We start from the raw sequence: 19,506 nt of genomic DNA on the forward strand, positions 1-19,506 counted from the left end.
GCATCGGGCATGAGAGCAGCGTCGCGGGAAGCCGACGAGAAAACGTCCGCCCGGGGTCGGCTGTTGCGAATACTCCGCACGGAGTACACGCCCGGCCCGCCACTGCCGCACAATGGCGGGAATGAACCGCGTGTGGTGGATCGACGGCCTGCTCATGGGCCTCGTCCTGCTCGCGGAACTGGTGGCGAGCTTCCTGATACCGGCGAGCGAACAGATCAACGGCTCAGGCATCGCGCTGCTGGTGTCGGCGACCCTGCCGTTGATCGCGCGGCGCAGGTATCCGATGGCGGTGCTGATCACCCATACGGCACTGGCGATTCCGTATCATGCGAACGAATTCCCGCACGAGGCGATCATTCCCTCGACCATCCTCGCGCTGTACACGGTCGCCCGGCACGGCAACCGGCGCCGCACCGCCGGCGTCATCCTCGCTGTCATGGCCCTCGCGGCCGGCGGAATCCTCTTCTCCCGCACCGCGAACGAGAACACCGCACTGCAAACCTTCGGCGCGGTCGGCTGGATCGTGCTCGCCTGCGTGGCCGGTGAAGCGGTCCGATTGCATCGCGCCTACATCGCCGAAGTCCTGGATCGCGCCGAACGCGCCGAACGCACCCGCGACGAGGAGGCCCGCCGCCAGGTCACCGAGGAACGCCTGCGCATCGCCCGCGACCTGCACGACCTCCTCGCGCACACCATCACCGTCATCCAGGTGCAGGCCGGGGTGGCCGCGCACCTGCTCACCGAGCGACATGCCGACTCGCGCACCGTCATCGATGCACTGGAAACCATCTCCGACGCCTGCGCCGACGCCCGCGCCGAACTCGCCGCGACCGTCGGCGTGCTCCGCGCCCCGAGCGGGGGCGCCCGGGAGACCGACGCTTCCCGAGAGCCCCTGCCCGATCTCACCCGAGTACGCGCGCTGGCCGAACACGCCGAAGCCGCCGGAGTCACCGTGGAATTCGTGACAGCCGGACACCAGCGCCCACTGGCTCCGACCGTGGAACTGGTCGGCTACCGCATCATTCAAGAGGCCCTCACCAATATCGCCAAACACGCACAGGCAACCATCGCGACCGTGCGCCTCGACTACCGCACCGACCGCCTGCTCATCGGCATCACCGACAACGGCCGCGGCCGGCAGCACGGTGACCCCGGAAACTCCATGGCCACCACCGGTTTCGGTATCCGCGGCATGATCGAACGCGCCACGGCGATAGGTGGCACCGTCTCCGCGACCGATACCGGCGGCGGCTTCGAGATCGCCGCCGCACTCCCGGTCAGCGGCCACTCGAGCCCCACACCGGCCCCGATCCCGCCCAACAAGCCCGTGGCTGCACCGATCCCGCCCAACATGCCCGAGGGCGCACCCACCCCGGCCGGCGAACCCGAGGCGACACCGATCCCGACCAGCGAACCCGAGGCCGCACGCATTCCGGCCAGCGAACCCGAGTCGGCGGTGTACGACTCGGCCGCACGCCTGGTGGACCGTGCCGAGCGGACCGCACCGCACCCGGCAACCGATGCGTCGATGGAGGCTCGCCCATGATCCGAGTCCTCTTGGCGGACGACCAGGCCCTGGTACGCGGCGCCTTCGCCCTCCTCATCGCCTCGGCCGCCGATATGCGGGTCGTCGGCGAGGCCGCCACCGGCCGCGAGGCCGTCACCCTGGCCCGCACCGAACGCGCCGACGTCGTGGTCATGGACATCCGCATGCCCGACCTGGACGGCATCGCCGCCACCGCCGAGATCGCCGCCGACGAAAACCTCGCGGGCGTACGGGTTCTCGTCCTCACCACCTACGACACCGACGACAATGTCCTGGCCGCCCTCCGCGCCGGCGCCAGCGGCTTCCTCATCAAGGACACCAAACCCGCCGCCCTCCTCGACGCCATCCGCACCATCGCCGCCGGCGAAGCCCTCCTCTCCCCCAGCGCCACCGCCGCCGTCATCACCCGCGTCCGCACCCTCCCCGATCCAGCTCCCCGCCCATCCATCTCGACGCTGACCGACCGCGAACTGGACGTCCTCATCCTCATAGCCCGCGGCCTCACCAACGCCGAAATCGCCGAATCCCTGGTCCTGAGCCCCCTCACCGTCAAAACCCACGTCAGCCGCATCCTCGCCAAACTCCTTGCGCGAGACCGCGTTCAACTGGTCATCGCCGCCTACGAAGCGGGCCTGGTGACCCCGGCCCCCTGACGCCGAGTCGGCCGCCGGTGACCGACGCGAGGTGCGCCCGGACCGACGCCGCCTTCTCCTCGGTGCACACCCCGCTGGCAAGCAGGTCCAGAATCGCCGGCAAGCAGGTTCGGAATCGACAACACACCGACTCCGGACTCACGCGAGTCGGCGCGGCACCTCCGCGCCGACTCGGGCCCAGCGTCCGGACAGCGCCCGCCAGCAGACCGCGACCAGCCGCAGCACCATGAAAGCGACCAGCCCGGACCAGATTCCGGCGATGCCCCAGTCGTAGGCGAGCGAGAGCCAGATGGCGGGTAGGAAGCCCAGCAGGGCCGAGCCAAGGGTGGCATTGCGCAGGAAGGCGGCGTCACCAGCGCCGAGCAGCACGCCGTCGAGCGCGAACACCACACCGGCGACCGGGATGAGTCCCACGAAGAACCACCACACCACGTGGGTGCGTTCCAGCACCGACGGATCCTCGGTGAACAGCCGCGGTATCAGCGCGTACCCGGCCGCGAACGCCGCCGCCAGCACCACCGCGAAGGCCGTGGACCACCCGGTGATCCGCCGCGCGAGACCCTGTGCGCCCCGGGCGTTCCCGGCCCCCAGCGCCGCGCCCACCAGGGTCTGCGCCGCGATCGCCAGCGAATCCAGGGTGAGCGCCAGGAAGTTCCACAACTGCAGGACCAGTTGATGCGCCGCCACCGAGGCCGCCCCGAACCGGGACGCCACGGCCGCCGCGGACACGAAGCACGCCTGGAAGGCGAGACTGCGCGCGATCAGATCCCGGCCGAGCACCAACTGGGCGCGCATGACCTCGAAGCGCGGCCGCAACGGCACCTTCGCGACGAACAACGCCCGCACGAACAATCCCCCGGCCACCAACTGCCCCACCACATTCGCCACGGCCGACCCCGCCAGCTCCCACCGCGGCGCACCCAACAGCCCGTGCACCAGCACCGGGCACAGCACCGCCGAAATCACCAGCCCGGCAACCACATACACCAGCGGCCGCCGCGTCTGCTGCACCCCGCGCATCCACCCGTTCCCGGCCATGGACAACAGGATCAACGGCACCCCGAACAGCGCGATCCGCAACCACGGCAACGCTTCCTCGGCGATATCGCCGCCACCCGCGATGGCCCGCGTCACCGGCCCCGCGAACACCTGCAGCAGAAGGAGAATCACCACCCCCACCCCGGCCGCGATCCAACTGGCCTGCACTCCTTCTTCGACCGCCCCGGCCTCGTCCCCGGCCCCGTGCCGCCGCGAAGACCGCGCCGTCGTCCCATAACTCAGAAACGTCAGCTGCGAACTGACCTGTGCCAGAATCAATCCGCCGACCGCGAGCCCAGCCAGCGCCAGCGCTCCCAAGCGGCCGACCACCGCCATATCGAACAGCAGATAGATCGGTTCCGCGACCAGCACCCCCAGCGTCGGCACCGCGATCCCGAGAATCCGCCGCGGCCCGGCCTGCACCGCCTCGTCCCCGCGCTTGCGCGTCGCGACGTCCGCCACGGCCCAGCCCGGCTCACCCGCCCCGTCCACCCCGCGGTCCTCACCATTGCGCATCCGATCACCCTCCCACACCCCTACGACACCGACGGCCGCGCACGCCGACCGCACCACCCGGGCGTCATCCCGGGGCGCGCGCACCTACCCGTACGCGACCTTCTGCAACCCGACTTCCGGCGCGCGGCCGTCGGCGCCGGCGTCGGACCCACCAAGATCACCACGGTGCTCGGCACCCCCGAGGCCTACGTTCGGCAATTCGCTTCAGCTTCGGCAGGCCCACCCGCGCGGGCATGGCAGCCCCGCGGTGGTCAGGCAGGTTTCCACTCGGCACAGGCCACGACCTCGTGGCCCCGGCTGGGGAAGACGGCGTCCATGAAGAAGTCGTGCACGGCCGTATCACCGTCGGCGCAGCCGTCCCGCAGCACGGTCACCCCATATCCGCGATCAGCCGCGTCATAGCAGGTCGCGGCCACCATCGCACTGGTCGCGACCCCGGCGATCGCGAGCGTATCGACGCCGCCCGCCCGGAGCACGAGGTCGAGATCGGTCCCCGCGAACGCACTCGCCCGGCGCTTCACCACCACAATGTCCTCGTCCGCGACCGGCAGCGCGATCTCGGTTCCGGCCGACCCTTCATGGAACCCGTCCCCGGACTCGAAGAACGACTTGAACATCGCGTTGCCCGGCGGCAGATCAGTCCCGTTGCCCCGCATGGCGAAGCGCACGAACACAACGCGAACACCGGCCGCGCGGGCGCGCGGGAGCAGGTCGGCGAGCGGCGGCACGACACTCTTGGCGAACGGATAACCGTCCGTGATCCCCACTTGAACGTCACCGATGATCAGCGCGGTCGTCACAGCAGGCTCTCCTCCAGACTCATCCTCCGGCACCCGCGGCCAACGGGTCCGCCATTCCAGCGGCCATCATAGTGAGGGCGCACCGATCAGCTTGGCAGCGTGGAGTTTTCACGCGTCGGCCAGGCGATCCAGGAGACCCTTGTTGTCAGCGTTCGAGCGGCGGCCCAACTCCAGCACATGAGCCGTCTCTCGGCGCTGCCGGTAGTCCTCCAGCGCAATGAGAAAAATCTGCTGCCAAGCCATTGTGCCGCCTCCTCGAAACCCACTCGCATCAGCAATGGTGTCAGAGGTGACCAGCCTGACTGGTATCTGTCAGACCCAGCCGGCGGCCTCCAAGCCGTCGAAGACGGCCTCGGCGGTGTAGTACAGGCCCTGCATGGACAGTTCGGCCGGGCCGTCGGTGACGCGGTTCTCCATGGCGATGCCCTGGGACAGGGCGGTGCCGCGGACGCTCTGGAACAGGACGTAGCTGGTATTGCCGTCGCCGAGGACGACGTCGCCCGCTTTGCCGACGAAGTACAGGTTGAAGAAGTCGGCTAGCTGGGCGCCGTATTCGGACTTCAGTTCGTCGGTGATGTTGTGGGTGGTGCCGATTAGGGCGTCGCCGATGGTGAAGAAGTCTCGGGTGTTCGAGAGGCGGGTGCCGGTGTCGGCGATGGCCTTCGGGAAGTCGATGAGCAGGTGGGCGTCGAGGCCCGCGCCGGCGACGCGGCCCGCCGAGCGGGAGGGGTCGGCGGCCATGGCGTAGTAGCGCTGCCAGCCGGGGGTGACCGGGCCGCCGGCGAGGTGACCGTGCAGGTTGGCCAGGTATTCGTGGAAGAAGGCGTAGCTGACCTTGCGCGCCCAGACCGGGTCGTCGAAGCGGCCCTGATCGAGCAGCGGGTTGGCGTCGCGCAGGATGTTGCGATAGAAGACGGCGAAGATGCCGCGGCGGTCCTTGTGGGCGGTGAAGATCGCGGCGATGCGGTTCATGCGCTGCTCGCCGTCGTGCAGGTCGCGCAGGGTGGCCGGGTCGGAGAGCTGGACGAGTTCGGCTCGCTCCGCGTCGCTCACAGGGGCGATCGCCGGCGAGTGGGAGCCGGTCGCGGGCGGATCGACGGCGACGGCGGTTCCGGCCGCCGAACCGAGGACGGCCGCCGTGGCGACCAGGACTACCGCGAGACGGGACGTTTTACGCACAGCACTACTCCAAGCAGATTTATCAAGTGGATTGCTCGAAGTGTGCCGACTGCTCCGCAGTTCGGCCAAATACAGAGAAACTGTCTTTGATCAGCTCTTGTAGATGATCGCTATCGAATAGCTAAGCCGCGCCGGGTAATCCGGATTCGTTACATCCGGGAGCAGGTGGATGTCCGTGCCGGATATCACATCCGCCGTGCCTCAGCACCCGCCGAGCTCCCCCAGCAAGGCCGCGACCAGGTCTTCCGGCGTTCCGGAAGTGGAATAGCCTGCCGCATAACGATGTCCGCCGCCGCCGAGCGCGGTCGCCACACGGGCAACGTCCACCCCGGGCGAGCCGTCGGCGGAATCGTGCGAGCGCAGCGAGACCGTCCACTGCTCGGGCTGGGAGCGGGACTCCTTGAAGACGGCCGCCACCTCGGCCTCGGAGGTGGTGCGGACCAGGTCGATAATGCTCTCCACCTCTTCGGAGCGCACCCCGTCGAGATCCTCCCGGCGCACGAAGGCGTACACCAGCCCCGCGCCCGCGGCCGCCTCGCGATCCAGCTGCGCCGAGGCCAGCACCCGCGACAGCATGGTCAGCCAGCCGAAGGGATGGGTGTCCATGAGCGTGCGGGTAATGCCCGCGCCGTCGATACCGGTGGCCAGCAGCCGCTCGGCGAGCGCGTGCGAGCCGGGACGCGCCCATTTGAAGGACCCGGTATCGGTGACCAGCCCGGCATAGAGGCAATGCGCCACATCGCGATCGATGGGCTCACCCCAGGCGTCCAGAATGCGGGCAATGAGACCCGCGGTCGATTCGGCCGATTCGTCGACCACGTTCACGGTGCCGAAGCGGGTATTGGAGCGATGGTGATCCAGCACCAGGCTGACCCGCGCACCGGACAGCCGGTCCTGCAGCGCACCCAACCGCCCCGCGCTCCCGCAGTCCACCGCCACCAGCACGTCGACCTCCCGCGGCACCTCCGCCGGGGGCACCAGCAATTCGATGCCCGGCAGCGATCGCATGGAGGCCGGCAGCTCCGCCGGCTCGGCGAAGGACACCCGCACGGGCACCCCGCGCCGATGCAGCACCTGCGCCAGCGCCAGCCCGCTGCCGATGGTGTCGGCATCGGGCTGGACGTGGCAGAGCACCGTGACCGATCGGGCGGTGTCGAGCACCGACACCGCCGCGGCCAGATCGACCTGTTCCGTCACCGGCGCGTCTCCTCCCCGGTTCGCGACCGCAGGTCAGTCTTCGTCGTCGTCTTCGTCGTCGGCCTTGTACGGATCGGCGTCACCGGCATAGGTGGCGCCGACCGCGACCTGGGCGACACGAGCATCGGCGGCGCGGGCGCGAGCCAGCAACTCCTCCATCTGCTTGGCGGCGTCCGGGACGGTGTCGAGGGCGAAGGACAGGATCGGGGTGAACTTGACGCCGGTGCCCGCGCCGACCTTGGAGCGGAGAATGCCCTTGGCCTTCTCCAGCCCGGCGGCCGCTTCCGCGTAGTCCGGTTCGGCGTCGAGGGTCTCCCCCATCACCGTGTAGTAAATGGTGGCTTCCCGCAGATCACCGGTCACCTTGGTATCGGTGACGGTGACGAAACGCAGCCGCGGATCCTTGATCTCGTATTCGATGGCCGTAGCCACGATCGTGGAGATCCGCTTGGCGAGTCGGCGTGCCCTGGCCTGATCCACCATGGCCATGCCCTCCTCACGTAATCGATTCAGTCTTCGGGTCCGAAGACGCGGCGGCGTACCGCCAGCAACTGTAACTCCGGGCGGTCCGCCACGTGCCGTTCACACTTGTCCAGCACCTGGGTGAGATGGCTCATGCCTACGCTGACCATCGCCACACCGAGCAACGTACGCCGGTAAAGGTCGTGTTCCCCACCTTCGACGGCGCAGACACCCATTCTCTGGAGGTCCGCGATGATCGGGCGGATGACGGAGCGCTTCTGCTTGAGCGAATGCACATCGCCGAGCAGGATGTCGAATTCGAGCGCTCCGAAGAACAACTTGTCTCCCATGTGTCGCGCACGCACTTATTCTCGTAAAACCAACGCGCCCAAAAGGCGTACGCGGGAACGCGCCGGATTGGTAAGTGGCCCACGGAAACCCGTGGACCGGTACGGCATCGCCGGGCCCGGATTGCTCCGGACCCAGCGATCGCACTGTACTCCTAGTCGCGCGGCTTCTCGCGCAGCTCGTAGGCCTCGATGACGTCGCCCTCACGAATATCGTTGTAGGTGAGCGTCATACCGCACTCGAAGCCCTCGCGGACCTCGGTCGCGTCGTCCTTCTCGCGCCGCAGCGAGGAGATCGTCACGGTCTCGGCGACCACGACATTGTCCCGCAGCAGGCGCGCCTTGGCATTGCGCTTGACCGAACCCGAGAGCACCATGCAGCCCGCGATATTGCCGAACTTGGAGGAGCGGAAGATCTGGCGGATCTCCGCCCGACCCAGCTCGACCTCTTCGTAGATCGGCTTGAGCAGACCCTTGAGGGCCTTCTCGATCTCGTCGATGGCCTGGTAGATGACCGAGTAGTACCGAATGTCGACGCCCTCGCGGTTGGCCGCGGAGGCCGCCTTGCCATCGGCCCGGACATTGAACCCGATAATGATCGCGTTCGAGGCCGAGGCCAGGTTGACATTGGTCTCGGTGACGCCACCGACACCGCGGTCGATGACGCGCAGTCGCACCTCGTCGCCCACATCGATACCGAGCAGCGCCTCTTCGAGGGCCTCGACGGTACCGGAGTTGTCGCCCTTGAGGATCAGGTTCAGCTCCGAGGTCTCCTTCAGAGCGGCATCCAGATCTTCCAGGGAGATCCGCTTGCGGCTGCGCGCGGCCAGGGCGTTGCGCTTGCGAGCATTGCGGCGATCGGCGATCTGCCGCGCGATGCGGTCCTCCTCGACCACGAGCAGGTTGTCACCCGCGCCCGGCACCGAGGTGAAGCCGATGACCTGGACGGGCCGCGACGGCAGCGCCGCCTCGACGTCGTCGCCGTGCTCGTCGACCATGCGGCGCACGCGACCGTAGGCGTCGCCCGCCACGACCGAGTCGCCGACGCGCAGCGTGCCGCGCTGGATGAGCACCGTGGCGACCGGGCCGCGACCGCGGTCGAGGTGGGCTTCGATGGCCACACCCTGCGCGTCCATGTCCGGGTTCGCCCGCAGATCGAGGGCCGCGTCGGCGGTCAGGACGACCGCTTCCAGCAGCGACTCGATATTGGTGCCCTGCTTGGCCGAGATGTCGACGAACATGGTCTCGCCGCCGTATTCCTCGGCGACCAGACCGTATTCGGTCAGCTGCTGGCGAATCTTCTGCGGATTCGCGCCTTCCTTATCGATCTTGTTGACCGCCACCACGATCGGCACGTCCGCGGCCTGCGCGTGGTTGATGGCCTCCACCGTCTGCGGCATGACGCCGTCGTCGGCCGCGACCACGAGGATCGCGATATCGGTGGCCTTCGCACCACGGGCACGCATGGCGGTGAACGCCTCGTGACCCGGGGTATCGATGAAGGTGATCAGTCGATCCTCACCGTTGACCTCGGACAGCACCTGGTAGGCGCCGATGTGCTGGGTGATGCCGCCGGCCTCGCCCTCACGGACATTGGCCTTACGGATGGTGTCCAGCAGTCGGGTCTTACCGTGGTCGACGTGACCCATGACGGTCACCACCGGCGGGCGGGACTGCAGATCCTCTTCGTCGCCGTCGTCCTCGCCGTAGGTGAGGTCGAAGTTGGCGAGCAGCTCGCGGTCCTCATCCTCCGGGGAGACCACGTGCACGACGTAGTTCATCTCCGAACCCAGCAGCTCGAGGGTCTCCTCGTTCACCGACTGGGTCGCGGTGACCATCTCACCGAGGTTGAACAGCGCCTGCACCAGCGAGGCCGGGTTGGCGCCGATCTTCTCGGCGAAATCGGACAGCGACGCGCCGCGGGCAAGACGGATGATCTCGCCGTTGCCGCGCGGCAGCCGCACGCCGCCGACGGCGGGCGCCTGCATCGACTCGTACTCGGCGCGCTTCGCCCGCTTCGACTTGCGGCCCTTGCGGGGCGCGCCACCCGGACGTCCGAAGGCACCCGCGGCACCGCCGCGACCGCCGCCCGAACCCGGACGACCGCCGCCACCGCCACCGGGACGACCGCGGAAACCACCCGCGGCGCCGCCACCGGCACCGGCCGGAGCGCCACCGGCGCCCGGAGCGCCGCCACCGCCACCGCGGTACGGACCGCCGCCGCCGGCGGGACGGCCGGCGCCCGGACCACCCGGACGCGCCGGACGACCCGCGCCGCCACCGGCGCCGGGACCCGGACGCGCCGCGCGCTGCGGCATCGCACCCGGATTAGGACGGGGAGGCATGGAGCCGGGGCTCGGACGCGGTCCACCCGGACGGGGGCCGCCACCCTGGGCGCCACCCGGACGCGGGCCACCCTGACCCGGAGCCGGACGGGGACCGCCCTGACCGGGACCCGGGCGCGGACCGCCCTGCCCCGGACGCGGGCCACCCTGGCCCTGGCCCGGACGGGGACCGCCCTGACCCTGGCCCTGGCCCGGACGCGGACCCGGCTGCGCCGGACGCGGCTGGGGCCGCTCGGGCGCGGAAGAGAAGGGGTTGTTGCCGACGCGCGGGGTCTTCGGACCCGGCTTCGGACCGGCCGGACGCGGGCCCGGGGCCGGGGCGCCGGACTGCTGCGCCGGACGCGGGGTCTGACCCTGCTGGCCCGGCTGCGCCGGACGCGGGGCGCCCGGGGTCGGACGCTGGGACGGCTGCGCCGGAGTGGCCGGAGCGGCGGAAGCCGCTGCGGGAGCGGCGGTTTCACGCGCCGCGGGCTTCGGGGCCGGACCGGGCCGGACCGCCGGAGCGGGCTTGGCAGCCGCGGCCGGGGACGGAGCCGCCGGGGCGGCCTGTTCGGCGGCCGCGGGCTTCGGCGCGGGGGCCGGAGCCGGAGCGGCCGGAGCCGGTGCGGCCGGACGGGGTGCGCCGGGGCGCGGACCGGCATTGGCCGGGGACGGCTTGGCAGCCGGGCGCGGCGCATCGCCGGGCTTGGCTGCGGACTTCGCGGTGCCGTTCGCCGGGGCGTTCTTCGCCGCGAACGATTCCCGCAAGCGGCGTGCGACGGGGGCCTCCACCGTCGACGACGCCGACTTCACGAACTCGCCCTGCTCCTTGAGCCGCGCGAGTAGTTCTTTGCTCGTGACACCGAGTTCTTTCGCCAACTCGTGCACGCGGGCCTTGCCTGCCACTGCTCTCCTCACTGAGAGGTCGAGCGTGGCAACCCTTTTGGGAAGGGGCGCCCGCACGACCTCAGATTATTTCCGATGGCCGATCATCGCTGGGACTTCACGGTGTGCTCATGAGTGCTCGTGCCTGTTCTCTACGTAATGCTCCAGGGCTGAGATATCCAGATATCCGGACACTCGTAGTGCTCTGCCGAATGCTCGGCGCCGGGTCGCGAAACTCAGACAAGACGAAGAGGGGTGCAACCAGGCACCCCTTCCGGGCAGTCTGCGCCGCGGATCGGGAACGATCGCAATCGTCTGGGAGTCCCCAGCGTCTTGCGCCACGATTCGCAACAACTCGGCGGCCAACTCTCGTTTCCGACATCCGATGCAGGTCCGTACGGGTTCTGATCTCGATCGTTCCCGTGCGGCACGCGAAGGGGCCGGAGACTCGCGCTGAGCCTGCGTCCACTGTACCGCTGTCATGTCCCGATCTCCGCATCCGTACCCTTTGGAAGTTACCAAGCTGTCATCCGAGGGGTCTGTTCCACCTTGCGATCTTGGTCGATCCGAGCGCGATCGACGCTACCGGGACAGCGCGCGCAGCGCTCCCGGGTTTCTAGCCCCGTCCCGCCTCCGTACGCACTCCACCTGCGACGTCGGGGGCCGCATCACTGCGAATATCGATCCGCCAGCCGGTCAGCCGGGCCGCCAGGCGGGCATTCTGACCCTCCTTGCCGATGGCGAGGGAGAGCTGGAAGTCCGGGACCACGACCCGCGCGGCGCGCGCTTCGGGGTCCACGATCGTGACGGAGACAACTTTCGACGGCGACAACGCATTCCCGACGAAGGCGGCCGGATCCTCGGCGTAGTCGATGATGTCGATCTTCTCGCCGGCCAGTTCGCTCATCACATTGCGCACGCGCTGACCCATCGGGCCGATGCAGGCGCCCTTGGCGTTGACGCCGGGCACGGTGGAGCGGACCGCGATCTTGGAGCGGTGCCCGGCCTCGCGGGCCACGGCCACGATCTCGACCGAGCCGTCGGCGATCTCGGGGACCTCGAGGGCGAACAGGCGGCGCACCAGATTGGGGTGGGTGCGCGACAGGGTGATCTGCGGGCCGCGCGGGCCGCGGGAGACGCCGACGACGTAGCACTTGATGCGATCGCCGTGCTCGTAGGTCTCACCGGGCACCTGCTCGGCGGGCGGGATGACGCCCTCGGCGCCGTGCGCCTCGCTGCCGATGCGCACCACCACGGTGCCGCGGGCGTTCATGCGGGCATCGCGCTGCACCACGCCGCCGACGATGTCGCCCTCATGGGTGGAGAACTCGCCGAAGGACTTCTCGTTCTCGGCGTCGCGCAGCCGCTGCAGCACGACCTGGCGGGCGGTGGTGGCGGCGATGCGGCCGAACCCCTCGGGGGTGTCGTCCCATTCGGAGATGACATTGCCGTCGGCGTCGAGCTCGCGGGCCATGACGCGCACGACACCGGTCTTCTGGTTGATGTCGATGCGGGCGTTGGGCTGATGCCCCTCGGTGTGCCGGTAGGCGGTGAGCAAGGCCGACTCGATCGCGGAGATCACCGTCTCCATCGAGATTCCCTTGTCGGCGACTATCGCACGCAGGGCTTCGATTTCGATGTTCATTCCACGATCCCTTCGGTCAATGAATCGGACGCTGCTGCTTCGTCTTCAGTGGATTCCTCCTGGGCGCCGGGCTGGGGACGGCCCGGCGCTACTCCCCCTGCCAGTTCCAGTTCGGCCGCGCCGGGGGGAGCGAACTCCACCTGGACGACGGCGAACTCGATATCGGCCAGCGGCACCGTCACCCGGTGTGGTTTCCGCTTGCCGCCGAGGACCAGCGCCACCTCGGTGTCGGTGGCGGCGCCGACGCGGGCCTCGAACCGCGACTTGCCCTTCTCCTCCGGAGATTCGACGCCGGGGCGCAGCGTGACCTTGACCTTGCGGCCCTGGGCGCGGCGCCAGTGGCGTAGCTCGGTGAGGGGGCGATCGATGCCGGGGGTGGTGACCTCCAGCAGATACGGGGTCTCACCGAAGTCGCCGGCCTCGTCGAGAGCTTCCGATAGTTCCGAACTCAATTGGGCGACGGCGTCCAGATCGGCGGAGCCGTCGCTGTCGACCGTCACCTTCACCTTGGTGTGCGCCGTCCCGGCAGCCGAAATATCGACGCCTTCGAGGTCGAATCCTCGGCGTTCGACGAGTCCAGCAACTAGCTGGCTCACCCTTTCCTCGGTCGGCATCGGCATGTGGGGCGGCTCCTGGTTCAGTTGTGACGGGTTGAGTTGTCGGATCGGGCAACGCGCGGTTTCGGGCGAGACGGCGAAATACCCCGCCGAAGATCTAGCGTAACGCGCTGGAAGAGTGTAAAGGACCAGCCATCGGTCTCGAGTTCGGCATGGTCGACGCGTGCCCATCTGGGCGTTTTGCTGGGGCGCAGACGGCGTGTCCAGCAGCGACGCGCCCGTAGCGGCGGTAAATCGATCGAGATCACAGCGTATCCGACGGCCCTGGCGCGGCAAACGTGCTGCGACGGCTGGCACCATGTATCCGTGCCAAGCAGTGAGAGCGGCGTATCCGTGCCGGGCGGGCCCAGCGCCTCGCCACCATTCCCGAGTCCCCCGGTGGGCCGCCGCACCGTGCTGCGGCTGGCCGGCGGCGGCGCGGTGGCCATCGCCGCCGCGGGTGTGCTGAGCGCGTGCACGGACGACAAGGTCCCGGCGGCCCCGGATCCGCTGCTGGCTCAGGAGGAGTCGGCGCTGGTGGACGCCGCCGCCGCGACCGCGGCCATTGCCACCGCGCCCGACAAGGCCCGCGCGCTGGAGACCATCGCGGCGCAGCGCACCGAGCACGCGACCGCACTGCGCACCGAGATCGATCGCGCCATCGGCACCTACGGGGACGGGACCAAGCCGTCGTACCGGACGCCCCCGGTGACGCCTGCCGCGCCGACACCGCCGCCGGCGGTGACCACCCTGCGCGACCAGCTGACCGCTGCCGGGCGGTCGGCGGCCGAGTTGTCCGTTCAGCTGTCCGATTACCGCGCCGGGCTGCTCGCCTCGATCAGTGCCGCCTGCGCGACGCACGCGGGGGTATTGCTCGCATGACCACACCTGATCAGCAGGCGCTCACGGCCGCTCTGGGCGCCGAGTACGCGGCCGTCTACGCCTACGGCGTCATCGCGGCCTATGCGAATATCGATCGGGCCAAGCTGGTTTCGGAGTACACCGCCGCGCACCGGGTGCGCCGGGACGCGACCGCCGATGCGCTGAAGTCGCTCGGCGCGGCCGTGCCCGCGCCGGATGCCGCGTACACCTCCCCCTTCGTGGTGGACGATCCGATTCCGGCGGCCAAGCTGGCGGTCGCGGTCGAAACCGATTGCGCCACCGCCTGGCGCGCGGCGGTGGAGACCGCGGGCACGCCGGAGGTGCGGCGCACCGCGGTCGAGGCGCTCACCGAATCGGCTGTGCGACTGGCCACATGGCAGTCCATCCTGGGCGCCAACCCGGCGACCATCGCATTCCCAGGTCAGCCCTGAATCAGCGGGCCGAATTTCCCTCGGCCCGGACCGAATTCGATATCCACCCGGACCGCGCCGATTTCCGCGTCGATCGGAAATCGGCGCGGTATGCCGGTAAGGTTGTCGCGCGTCGGCAGGCGTATTTCTCTGCCGTGCAATCAAATTCCGGTGTGAGGTCGAGGGAGACAGCGTGGCGGTCGATACTGCCCGGGAAGAAAAGGCTCTGCTGGAGCTGACGAATCGCCTGGTCGAAGCCTATGGCGACGAACACGGCGCCGACCAGGTCACGGCCGTGGTGGGGGCGGTGCGGCAGCGGTTCGACGGCCATGCCATTCGCGAATTCGTTCCCATTCTGGTGGAGCGCATTGCGCGGCGGGAACTGACGCCCGAGGAGGCGGAACAAGATACCCCGCAGTCGAATTCGGATAATGCTTCGGCAATTTCCGTGGGGGACAAAGCGAATTCGACTGCCGGTAACCTGCTGGACACTTTGACCGGCGATAAGCGGATTCTCGGCGGGCTGGCGGCGGCCGTGGTGCTGGTGCTCGTCGTCGCGGTGGCACTGGCGGTGCGGCAACCGGATTCGGCGCCGCCGGCGGCGGCTCCGGCGACGCTCACCACGATTCGCGGCGTGGTGGGCTCGGAAAAGATCGGGTTCTTCTCCGATCCGAAGGTGATCGACACGCTCGCGAAGCACGGCGTGCGGGCCGAGGTGGATCCGGCCGGTTCGCGGCAGATCGCCACCTCGGTGGATCTGGGCGGCTACGACTTCGCCTTCCCGTCCAGCACGACCGCCGCCGAGCGAATCCAGCGGCAGCGCACTGTGAGCGGCAAGTACACCCCGTTCTCCTCCCCCATGGCCATCGCCACCTTCGAGCCGATCGCCGAGCTGCTCACCGCGGCGGGCGTGGTGCGGCCGGGTCCAACGCCCATCCTCGATATGGCGAAGTACCTGGAGTTGGTGGAGAAGGGCACCCAGTGGGACGAGCTGGCGGGCAATACCTCCTATCCGGTCCGCAAGCATGTGCTCATCTCCACCACCGATCCGCGCACCTCGAGCTCGGCGGCCATGTATCTGGCGGTGGCGGCCTACGTCGCCAACGAGAACTCCATCGTGCGCGGCACCGCGGCCGAAGACCATGCGCTGTCGCGGGTTTCGCGCCTGTTCACCCGGCAGGGCTACACCGAGAACAGCACGGACGGGCCGTTCCAGGAGTACCTGGCGGCAGGCATGGGCCCGGCTCCGCTGGTGTGGATCTACGAGGCGCAGTATGTGGACGCCGCGGTCCAGGGCCGGTTGAAGCCGGACATGATGCTCATGTATCCCTCGCCCACCGTGCTGTCGCAGCACACGGTGGTGCCGTTGAACGACAACGGCGATCGGATCGGGAAGCTGCTGTCCACCGATGCGGAGTTGCAGCGTCTCGCGGCCGAACACGGCTTCCGCCCGAACGACCCGGCCCTGTTCGCTCAGGTCGCGAGCCGCACCGAGGTCCCGGTGACCCCGGACCTGATCGACGTCGTCGATCTGCCCGGCTACGAAACCCTGGAGCGACTGCTCGACGGAGTGGCCAAGGTCTACAACTGAGCCGGAATCAGCTGCCGGAGAACGCTTCCTGCCGGATGAGCTGAAACATGCCGGGGTTGTCGACCGTGGTGACGACCCCGACCGTCTTCCCCGCATAGCCGCGATCCCCGGCGAGCCGGAGCAGGCTCGCCGCGAGATCGCGGCGCGAGGTGAACCGGTGATCGGAACGCCCCTCGGCCATGATGTAGTCGGTGACCTCCGGCAGTTCGTACAGCCCGCTCGGCCGCACGATGGTCCAGTCCAGATCGGTCGCGCGGATGAGGTCCTCCATGCGCGTCATGTCCGCATAGAGGGTCTTGCCCATCACCTTGGTGACATAGGGCTGCATGATCCGGTTGAACACGAATCCCGCGCCCGGGTACGGGTGCGGGTCGACCGCGCTGGAACTCACCGCGATCAGCCGGCGCACCCCGTGGACCCGCATCCCGGCGACGATATTGCCCACGCCGCGCGAATAGGTGGTGATGGGTTCCTTGCCGAACGGCACCCCGAGCACGGAGACCACCGCGTCCCGCCCGGCGACGGCTTCCGCCACGGCCGCCGGGTCGAAGACGTCCGCCCCGATCACCTCGAGCCGATCGTGCCGCAGCGGAAACGATTCCGGCTTGCGGGTCACCGCGGCCACCCGATGCCCTTCCGCCAGTGCTTGTTCGGTGAGCAGGCGGCCGGTGGGCCCATTGGCTCCGAAAACGACGATGTTCATGATGTTGTCCTCCCGGTCACGACCCCGCTGTCCTTCGGGCGTCGTATCATATGAGAACCATACAATATGATTTGAGGTTCATACAATATGAGTTCCGTACTAGATTCGGAGGATGCTCGCCGGCGCCGGCGACTGACCACCGAGGTCAAGGCGGCCATGCGGGAGCTGAACACGCAGTTGTCCCTGCTCAACCGGCGTTTCGGCAGCCGGATCGAGCTCAAGGACGCCGACTGGACCTGCCTTGATCTGGTCAGCCGGCACGGGCCGCTCACCCCCAGCGCGCTGGCCCGCCTGGCCGGGCTGCATCCCGCCACGCTCACCGGCATCCTCGATCGCCTGCAGCGCGGCGGCTGGGTGATCCGGGAACGCGACCCCGAATCCACCGACCGCCGCGCTGTCACCGTCCGCGCGGTGCGGGACCGCAACCCGGAGCTCTACCGCATGCTCTCGGGCATGAACGGGCGCATGGACGCGCTGTGCGACCGCTACTCGCCTGCCGAGCTCGAGGTCATCACCGACTTTCTGCGGGGCTGCTCCGAGGCAGGCAGGGAATCGGCCGCCGAGCTGGCGGACTGAGACCGAATACCGCTGGGGCTCAGGGTGATCGCGAGGACGGCGGCGGCGACGAGGGTGAAGGCCATGACCCAGAGCGCGCCGACGTGCAGCGCATGGACGAAGGCGTCGTCGGCCGCGTGCGCGAGATCGGGGCGGCCGAGGGCGGCGGCGGTGGGGCGGGCCAGTTCGGCGGATTCGCGCATCCGGTCGGCCACCGCGGGCGGGAGGTCCTGGACCGAGCCCGCCATGGCGCGGCTGTAGACGATCGACATGATGGTGCCGCCGATGGCGATGCCGAGGACGCTGCCGGTCTGGCGGACCGTATTGGTGACGGCCGAGCCCGCGCCCGCGCGTTCCAGGGGCAGGGTGCTCATCAAAGCCGCTGTCACCGTGCCGATCACAATGCCGAGGGCGAGGCCCTGGATCGACACGACGATCTCGTTCCAGATGATCGGGGTGTCCAGGCCGAAGAGGGCGAAGCTGCCCATGGCCAGGGCCGCGGTGACGAGGGCGGGGACGGCGACCGGGCGCAGCGTGAACCGGCGCACCAGCCGGATGCCGAGCGGGCCGCCGACGATCACGCCGAGGGCGGCGGGGGCGTTGGCCAGGCCCGCTTCCAGGGGCGAGAAGCCGCGTGCGCCTTGGAGATAGAAGGCCCCGTAGAAGCCGACGGCGGTCATGGCGAGGAACAGCAGGCCGAGAGCGGCATTGCCGCCGCCGAAGGTGCGCTCGGCGAGCAGGCGAGGATCGAAACTGGGCTGGGCGCTGCGTGATTCGACGAGGACGAAGACGATCAGCAGGACCATTCCGGCGACGATGGGAGCCCACACGTCGAGCGGGGTCCAGGACGCCACCTGTCCCGCCTTGATCAGGCCGTAGGCCAGCGCGCCGAGCCCGCTGACGGACAGCGCCAGACCGGCCGGATCCAGCGGCCGGCGGGTGGGGCTGCGAAAGTTCGGGACCAGCGCGGCGATTCCCGCCAGCGCGACGGCCACCACCGGAAGGTTGACGAGAAACACCGAGCCCCACCAGAAGTGGTCGAGCAGCAGACCGGCGAGCAGCGGTCCCGCCGCCAATCCGATGCCCGCGGAGGTGGAGAACAGGCCGATGGCGGCGGCCCGGGCCGGGCCGGTGAAGGTCCAGGTGACGATGGCCATGGTCGGGGGCATGATGAGCGCGCTGCCCACCCCCATGGCGGCGCGCGCCGCGATCAGCTGGCCGACGTCACCGGCGTAGGCGGCCCAGACCGAGGAGGCGGCGAAGAGCGCCAATCCCGTTGCGAGAACGGTCCGATGGCCGAACCGGTCGCCCAGCGCGCCCGCGGTGAACATCAGCGCGGCGAAGATCAGGGTGTAAGAGCCGGTGGCCCACTGCAATTCGGCCGGATTGGCGCCGAGCCCGTGCACCGGGTCGGCGAGGGTTTCGAGGGCGGTGCCGAGAATGGTGTTGTCCAACCAGATCAGCACGGAGGACAGCAGGAGGACGGCGAGGATCATTCGCTGCCGCGCAATGGGCAGCGTCGGAGGCGTGGTCATGAACACCTTCGGTAAAATTGGCAAGAACCTGACGATTCAAAGAATGCTTGATTGTCAGGTACCTGTCAATCCGGGAGGAAGGCTGCCCTTGAGCGGGGACTGGGACGAGAACGGATCACTCACCTTCATGGTCCGCAGCGTCTGGCTGAACATGCGCGCCGCAATCGGCGAGGAACTCAAGGACTTCGGGCTGTCCACCTCGCAGTACGCGACCCTGATGATGGTCGGCGCGCGGGCGGGCATGTCGGTCGCCGAGATCGCCCGGGAAGTGGCCAGCACCCGCCAGGCCGCCAATGAGATGGTCGCCGGACTGGAAGCCGACCAACTGGTCGAACGCCGGCCCAACCCCACCGACAAGCGCAGCCACCAGATCTACATCACCGACCGCGGCCGGGAACGCTTCGCCGCAGCCCGCATCGCCGTCGCCCGGCGCGAGGCGGAACTGGAAGCCGACCTGCCGCCCGAACAGAGGGCGGCGATCCGCACCTGGATGTCCGGCATCGCCACAGCCTGCCACTGAGCGACCAGGCAGACACGCCCGTCGTCATCCCGGCACATCCACCCGTCATCCCGCATGCCCACTTGTCATCCCGGCATGCTTTTGGCCGGGATCCACTCCCGTGCGGTGGATTCCGGCCAAAA

Annotated in this window: 20 protein-coding genes; 7 read left to right on the top strand and 13 right to left on the bottom strand. The window is 69.0% G+C overall.

Features of this window, described 5'->3' with window-relative positions; genetic code table 11:
- Nucleotides 1-121 precede the first annotated feature (121 nt).
- Both ACFVIV_RS32310 and ACFVIV_RS32315 read left to right on the top strand, forming a co-directional pair.
- Nucleotides 122-1,546, top strand: a complete 1,425-nt coding sequence (locus ACFVIV_RS32310; protein ID WP_379202926.1) for a histidine kinase — start codon at nucleotides 122-124, stop codon at nucleotides 1,544-1,546.
- Nucleotides 1,543-2,199, top strand: a complete 657-nt coding sequence (locus ACFVIV_RS32315) for a response regulator (protein WP_379202928.1) — start codon at nucleotides 1,543-1,545, stop codon at nucleotides 2,197-2,199. The genes ACFVIV_RS32310 and ACFVIV_RS32315 overlap by 4 nt, the downstream gene beginning before the upstream one ends.
- A 138-nt stretch (nucleotides 2,200-2,337) precedes the next feature.
- Here ACFVIV_RS32315 and ACFVIV_RS32320 read toward each other — a convergent pair whose 3' ends face one another.
- From ACFVIV_RS32320 to rimP, 11 genes are all read right to left on the bottom strand, one after another.
- Complete coding sequence (locus ACFVIV_RS32320; protein ID WP_379203027.1) at nucleotides 2,338-3,699, bottom strand: MATE family efflux transporter; 1,362 nt, start codon at nucleotides 3,697-3,699, stop codon at nucleotides 2,338-2,340.
- A 305-nt stretch (nucleotides 3,700-4,004) separates the two neighbouring features.
- Nucleotides 4,005-4,553, bottom strand: a complete 549-nt coding sequence (locus ACFVIV_RS32325; protein ID WP_379202930.1) for a cysteine hydrolase family protein — start codon at nucleotides 4,551-4,553, stop codon at nucleotides 4,005-4,007.
- 108 nt (nucleotides 4,554-4,661) lie between these two features.
- Nucleotides 4,662-4,796, bottom strand: coding sequence for a hypothetical protein (locus ACFVIV_RS32330; RefSeq protein ID WP_379202932.1), 135 nt, complete (start codon nucleotides 4,794-4,796; stop codon nucleotides 4,662-4,664).
- 69 nt (nucleotides 4,797-4,865) lie between these two features.
- On the bottom strand, nucleotides 4,866-5,732 hold the full coding sequence (locus ACFVIV_RS32335) for a DUF5995 family protein (RefSeq protein WP_379202934.1): 867 nt from the start codon (nucleotides 5,730-5,732) through the stop codon (nucleotides 4,866-4,868).
- A gap of 201 nt (nucleotides 5,733-5,933) precedes the next feature.
- Nucleotides 5,934-6,929: a bifunctional oligoribonuclease/PAP phosphatase NrnA gene (locus ACFVIV_RS32340; RefSeq protein ID WP_379202936.1), complete on the bottom strand. Its 996-nt coding sequence runs from the start codon at nucleotides 6,927-6,929 to the stop codon at nucleotides 5,934-5,936.
- Between the two features lie 33 nt (nucleotides 6,930-6,962).
- On the bottom strand, nucleotides 6,963-7,412 hold the full coding sequence (gene rbfA, locus ACFVIV_RS32345) for a 30S ribosome-binding factor RbfA (protein ID WP_067548794.1): 450 nt from the start codon (nucleotides 7,410-7,412) through the stop codon (nucleotides 6,963-6,965).
- A 26-nt stretch (nucleotides 7,413-7,438) separates the two neighbouring features.
- Nucleotides 7,439-7,729 carry a DUF503 domain-containing protein gene (locus ACFVIV_RS32350; RefSeq protein WP_379203029.1) on the bottom strand — a complete coding sequence of 97 codons (291 nt, stop codon included), beginning with the start codon at nucleotides 7,727-7,729 and terminating at the stop codon, nucleotides 7,439-7,441.
- A 164-nt stretch (nucleotides 7,730-7,893) separates the two neighbouring features.
- Complete coding sequence (gene infB, locus ACFVIV_RS32355; RefSeq protein WP_379202938.1) at nucleotides 7,894-10,968, bottom strand: translation initiation factor IF-2; 3,075 nt, start codon at nucleotides 10,966-10,968, stop codon at nucleotides 7,894-7,896.
- A gap of 108 nt (nucleotides 10,969-11,076) precedes the next feature.
- Nucleotides 11,077-11,430 (bottom strand): YlxR family protein, encoded by a 354-nt coding sequence (locus ACFVIV_RS32360; RefSeq protein WP_379202940.1) that lies wholly within the window; start codon nucleotides 11,428-11,430, stop codon nucleotides 11,077-11,079.
- Between the two features lie 133 nt (nucleotides 11,431-11,563).
- The gene (gene nusA, locus ACFVIV_RS32365; protein ID WP_379202942.1) at nucleotides 11,564-12,592 is read right to left on the bottom strand and encodes a transcription termination factor NusA; all 1,029 of its coding nucleotides are present in this window, start codon (nucleotides 12,590-12,592) and stop codon (nucleotides 11,564-11,566) included.
- Nucleotides 12,589-13,212 (bottom strand): ribosome maturation factor RimP, encoded by a 624-nt coding sequence (gene rimP / locus ACFVIV_RS32370; protein WP_379202944.1) that lies wholly within the window; start codon nucleotides 13,210-13,212, stop codon nucleotides 12,589-12,591. The genes nusA and rimP overlap by 4 nt, the downstream gene beginning before the upstream one ends.
- 303 nt (nucleotides 13,213-13,515) lie before the next feature.
- On the opposite strand from rimP, the gene ACFVIV_RS32375 reads away from it, so the two are divergent.
- The 3 genes from ACFVIV_RS32375 to ACFVIV_RS32385 all read left to right on the top strand — a co-directional run bounded on the left by ACFVIV_RS32375 (nucleotide 13,516) and on the right by ACFVIV_RS32385 (nucleotide 16,071).
- Complete coding sequence (locus ACFVIV_RS32375) at nucleotides 13,516-14,070, top strand: hypothetical protein (RefSeq protein ID WP_379202946.1); 555 nt, start codon at nucleotides 13,516-13,518, stop codon at nucleotides 14,068-14,070.
- Complete coding sequence (locus ACFVIV_RS32380) at nucleotides 14,067-14,501, top strand: ferritin-like domain-containing protein (protein ID WP_379202948.1); 435 nt, start codon at nucleotides 14,067-14,069, stop codon at nucleotides 14,499-14,501. The genes ACFVIV_RS32375 and ACFVIV_RS32380 overlap by 4 nt, the downstream gene beginning before the upstream one ends.
- Nucleotides 14,502-14,673: 172 nt before the next feature.
- Nucleotides 14,674-16,071, top strand: a complete 1,398-nt coding sequence (locus ACFVIV_RS32385) for a three-helix bundle dimerization domain-containing protein (RefSeq protein ID WP_379202950.1) — start codon at nucleotides 14,674-14,676, stop codon at nucleotides 16,069-16,071.
- Nucleotides 16,072-16,078: 7 nt separating this feature from the next.
- Here the strand turns inward: ACFVIV_RS32385 and ACFVIV_RS32390 are convergent, their stop codons facing one another.
- Nucleotides 16,079-16,774, bottom strand: coding sequence for an NAD(P)-dependent oxidoreductase (locus tag ACFVIV_RS32390; RefSeq protein ID WP_379202951.1), 696 nt, complete (start codon nucleotides 16,772-16,774; stop codon nucleotides 16,079-16,081).
- 87 nt (nucleotides 16,775-16,861) lie between these two features.
- Between ACFVIV_RS32390 and ACFVIV_RS32395 the strand changes: the two genes are divergently transcribed.
- Nucleotides 16,862-17,350: a MarR family winged helix-turn-helix transcriptional regulator gene (locus ACFVIV_RS32395; protein WP_379202953.1), complete on the top strand. Its 489-nt coding sequence runs from the start codon at nucleotides 16,862-16,864 to the stop codon at nucleotides 17,348-17,350.
- Here ACFVIV_RS32395 and ACFVIV_RS32400 read toward each other — a convergent pair.
- Nucleotides 17,260-18,864: an MFS transporter gene (locus ACFVIV_RS32400; RefSeq protein WP_379202954.1), complete on the bottom strand. Its 1,605-nt coding sequence runs from the start codon at nucleotides 18,862-18,864 to the stop codon at nucleotides 17,260-17,262. The two genes, ACFVIV_RS32395 and ACFVIV_RS32400, sit on opposite strands and share 91 nt — an antisense overlap.
- Between ACFVIV_RS32400 and ACFVIV_RS32405 the strand changes: the two genes are divergently transcribed.
- The gene (locus ACFVIV_RS32405; RefSeq protein WP_379202956.1) at nucleotides 18,863-19,384 is read left to right on the top strand and encodes a MarR family winged helix-turn-helix transcriptional regulator; all 522 of its coding nucleotides are present in this window, start codon (nucleotides 18,863-18,865) and stop codon (nucleotides 19,382-19,384) included. The two genes, ACFVIV_RS32400 and ACFVIV_RS32405, sit on opposite strands and share 2 nt — an antisense overlap.
- The last annotated feature ends 122 nt before the right edge of the window (nucleotides 19,385-19,506 follow it).

The organism is Nocardia sp. NPDC127526 (assembly GCF_042672265.1).
Classification (GTDB): domain Bacteria; phylum Actinomycetota; class Actinomycetes; order Mycobacteriales; family Mycobacteriaceae; genus Nocardia.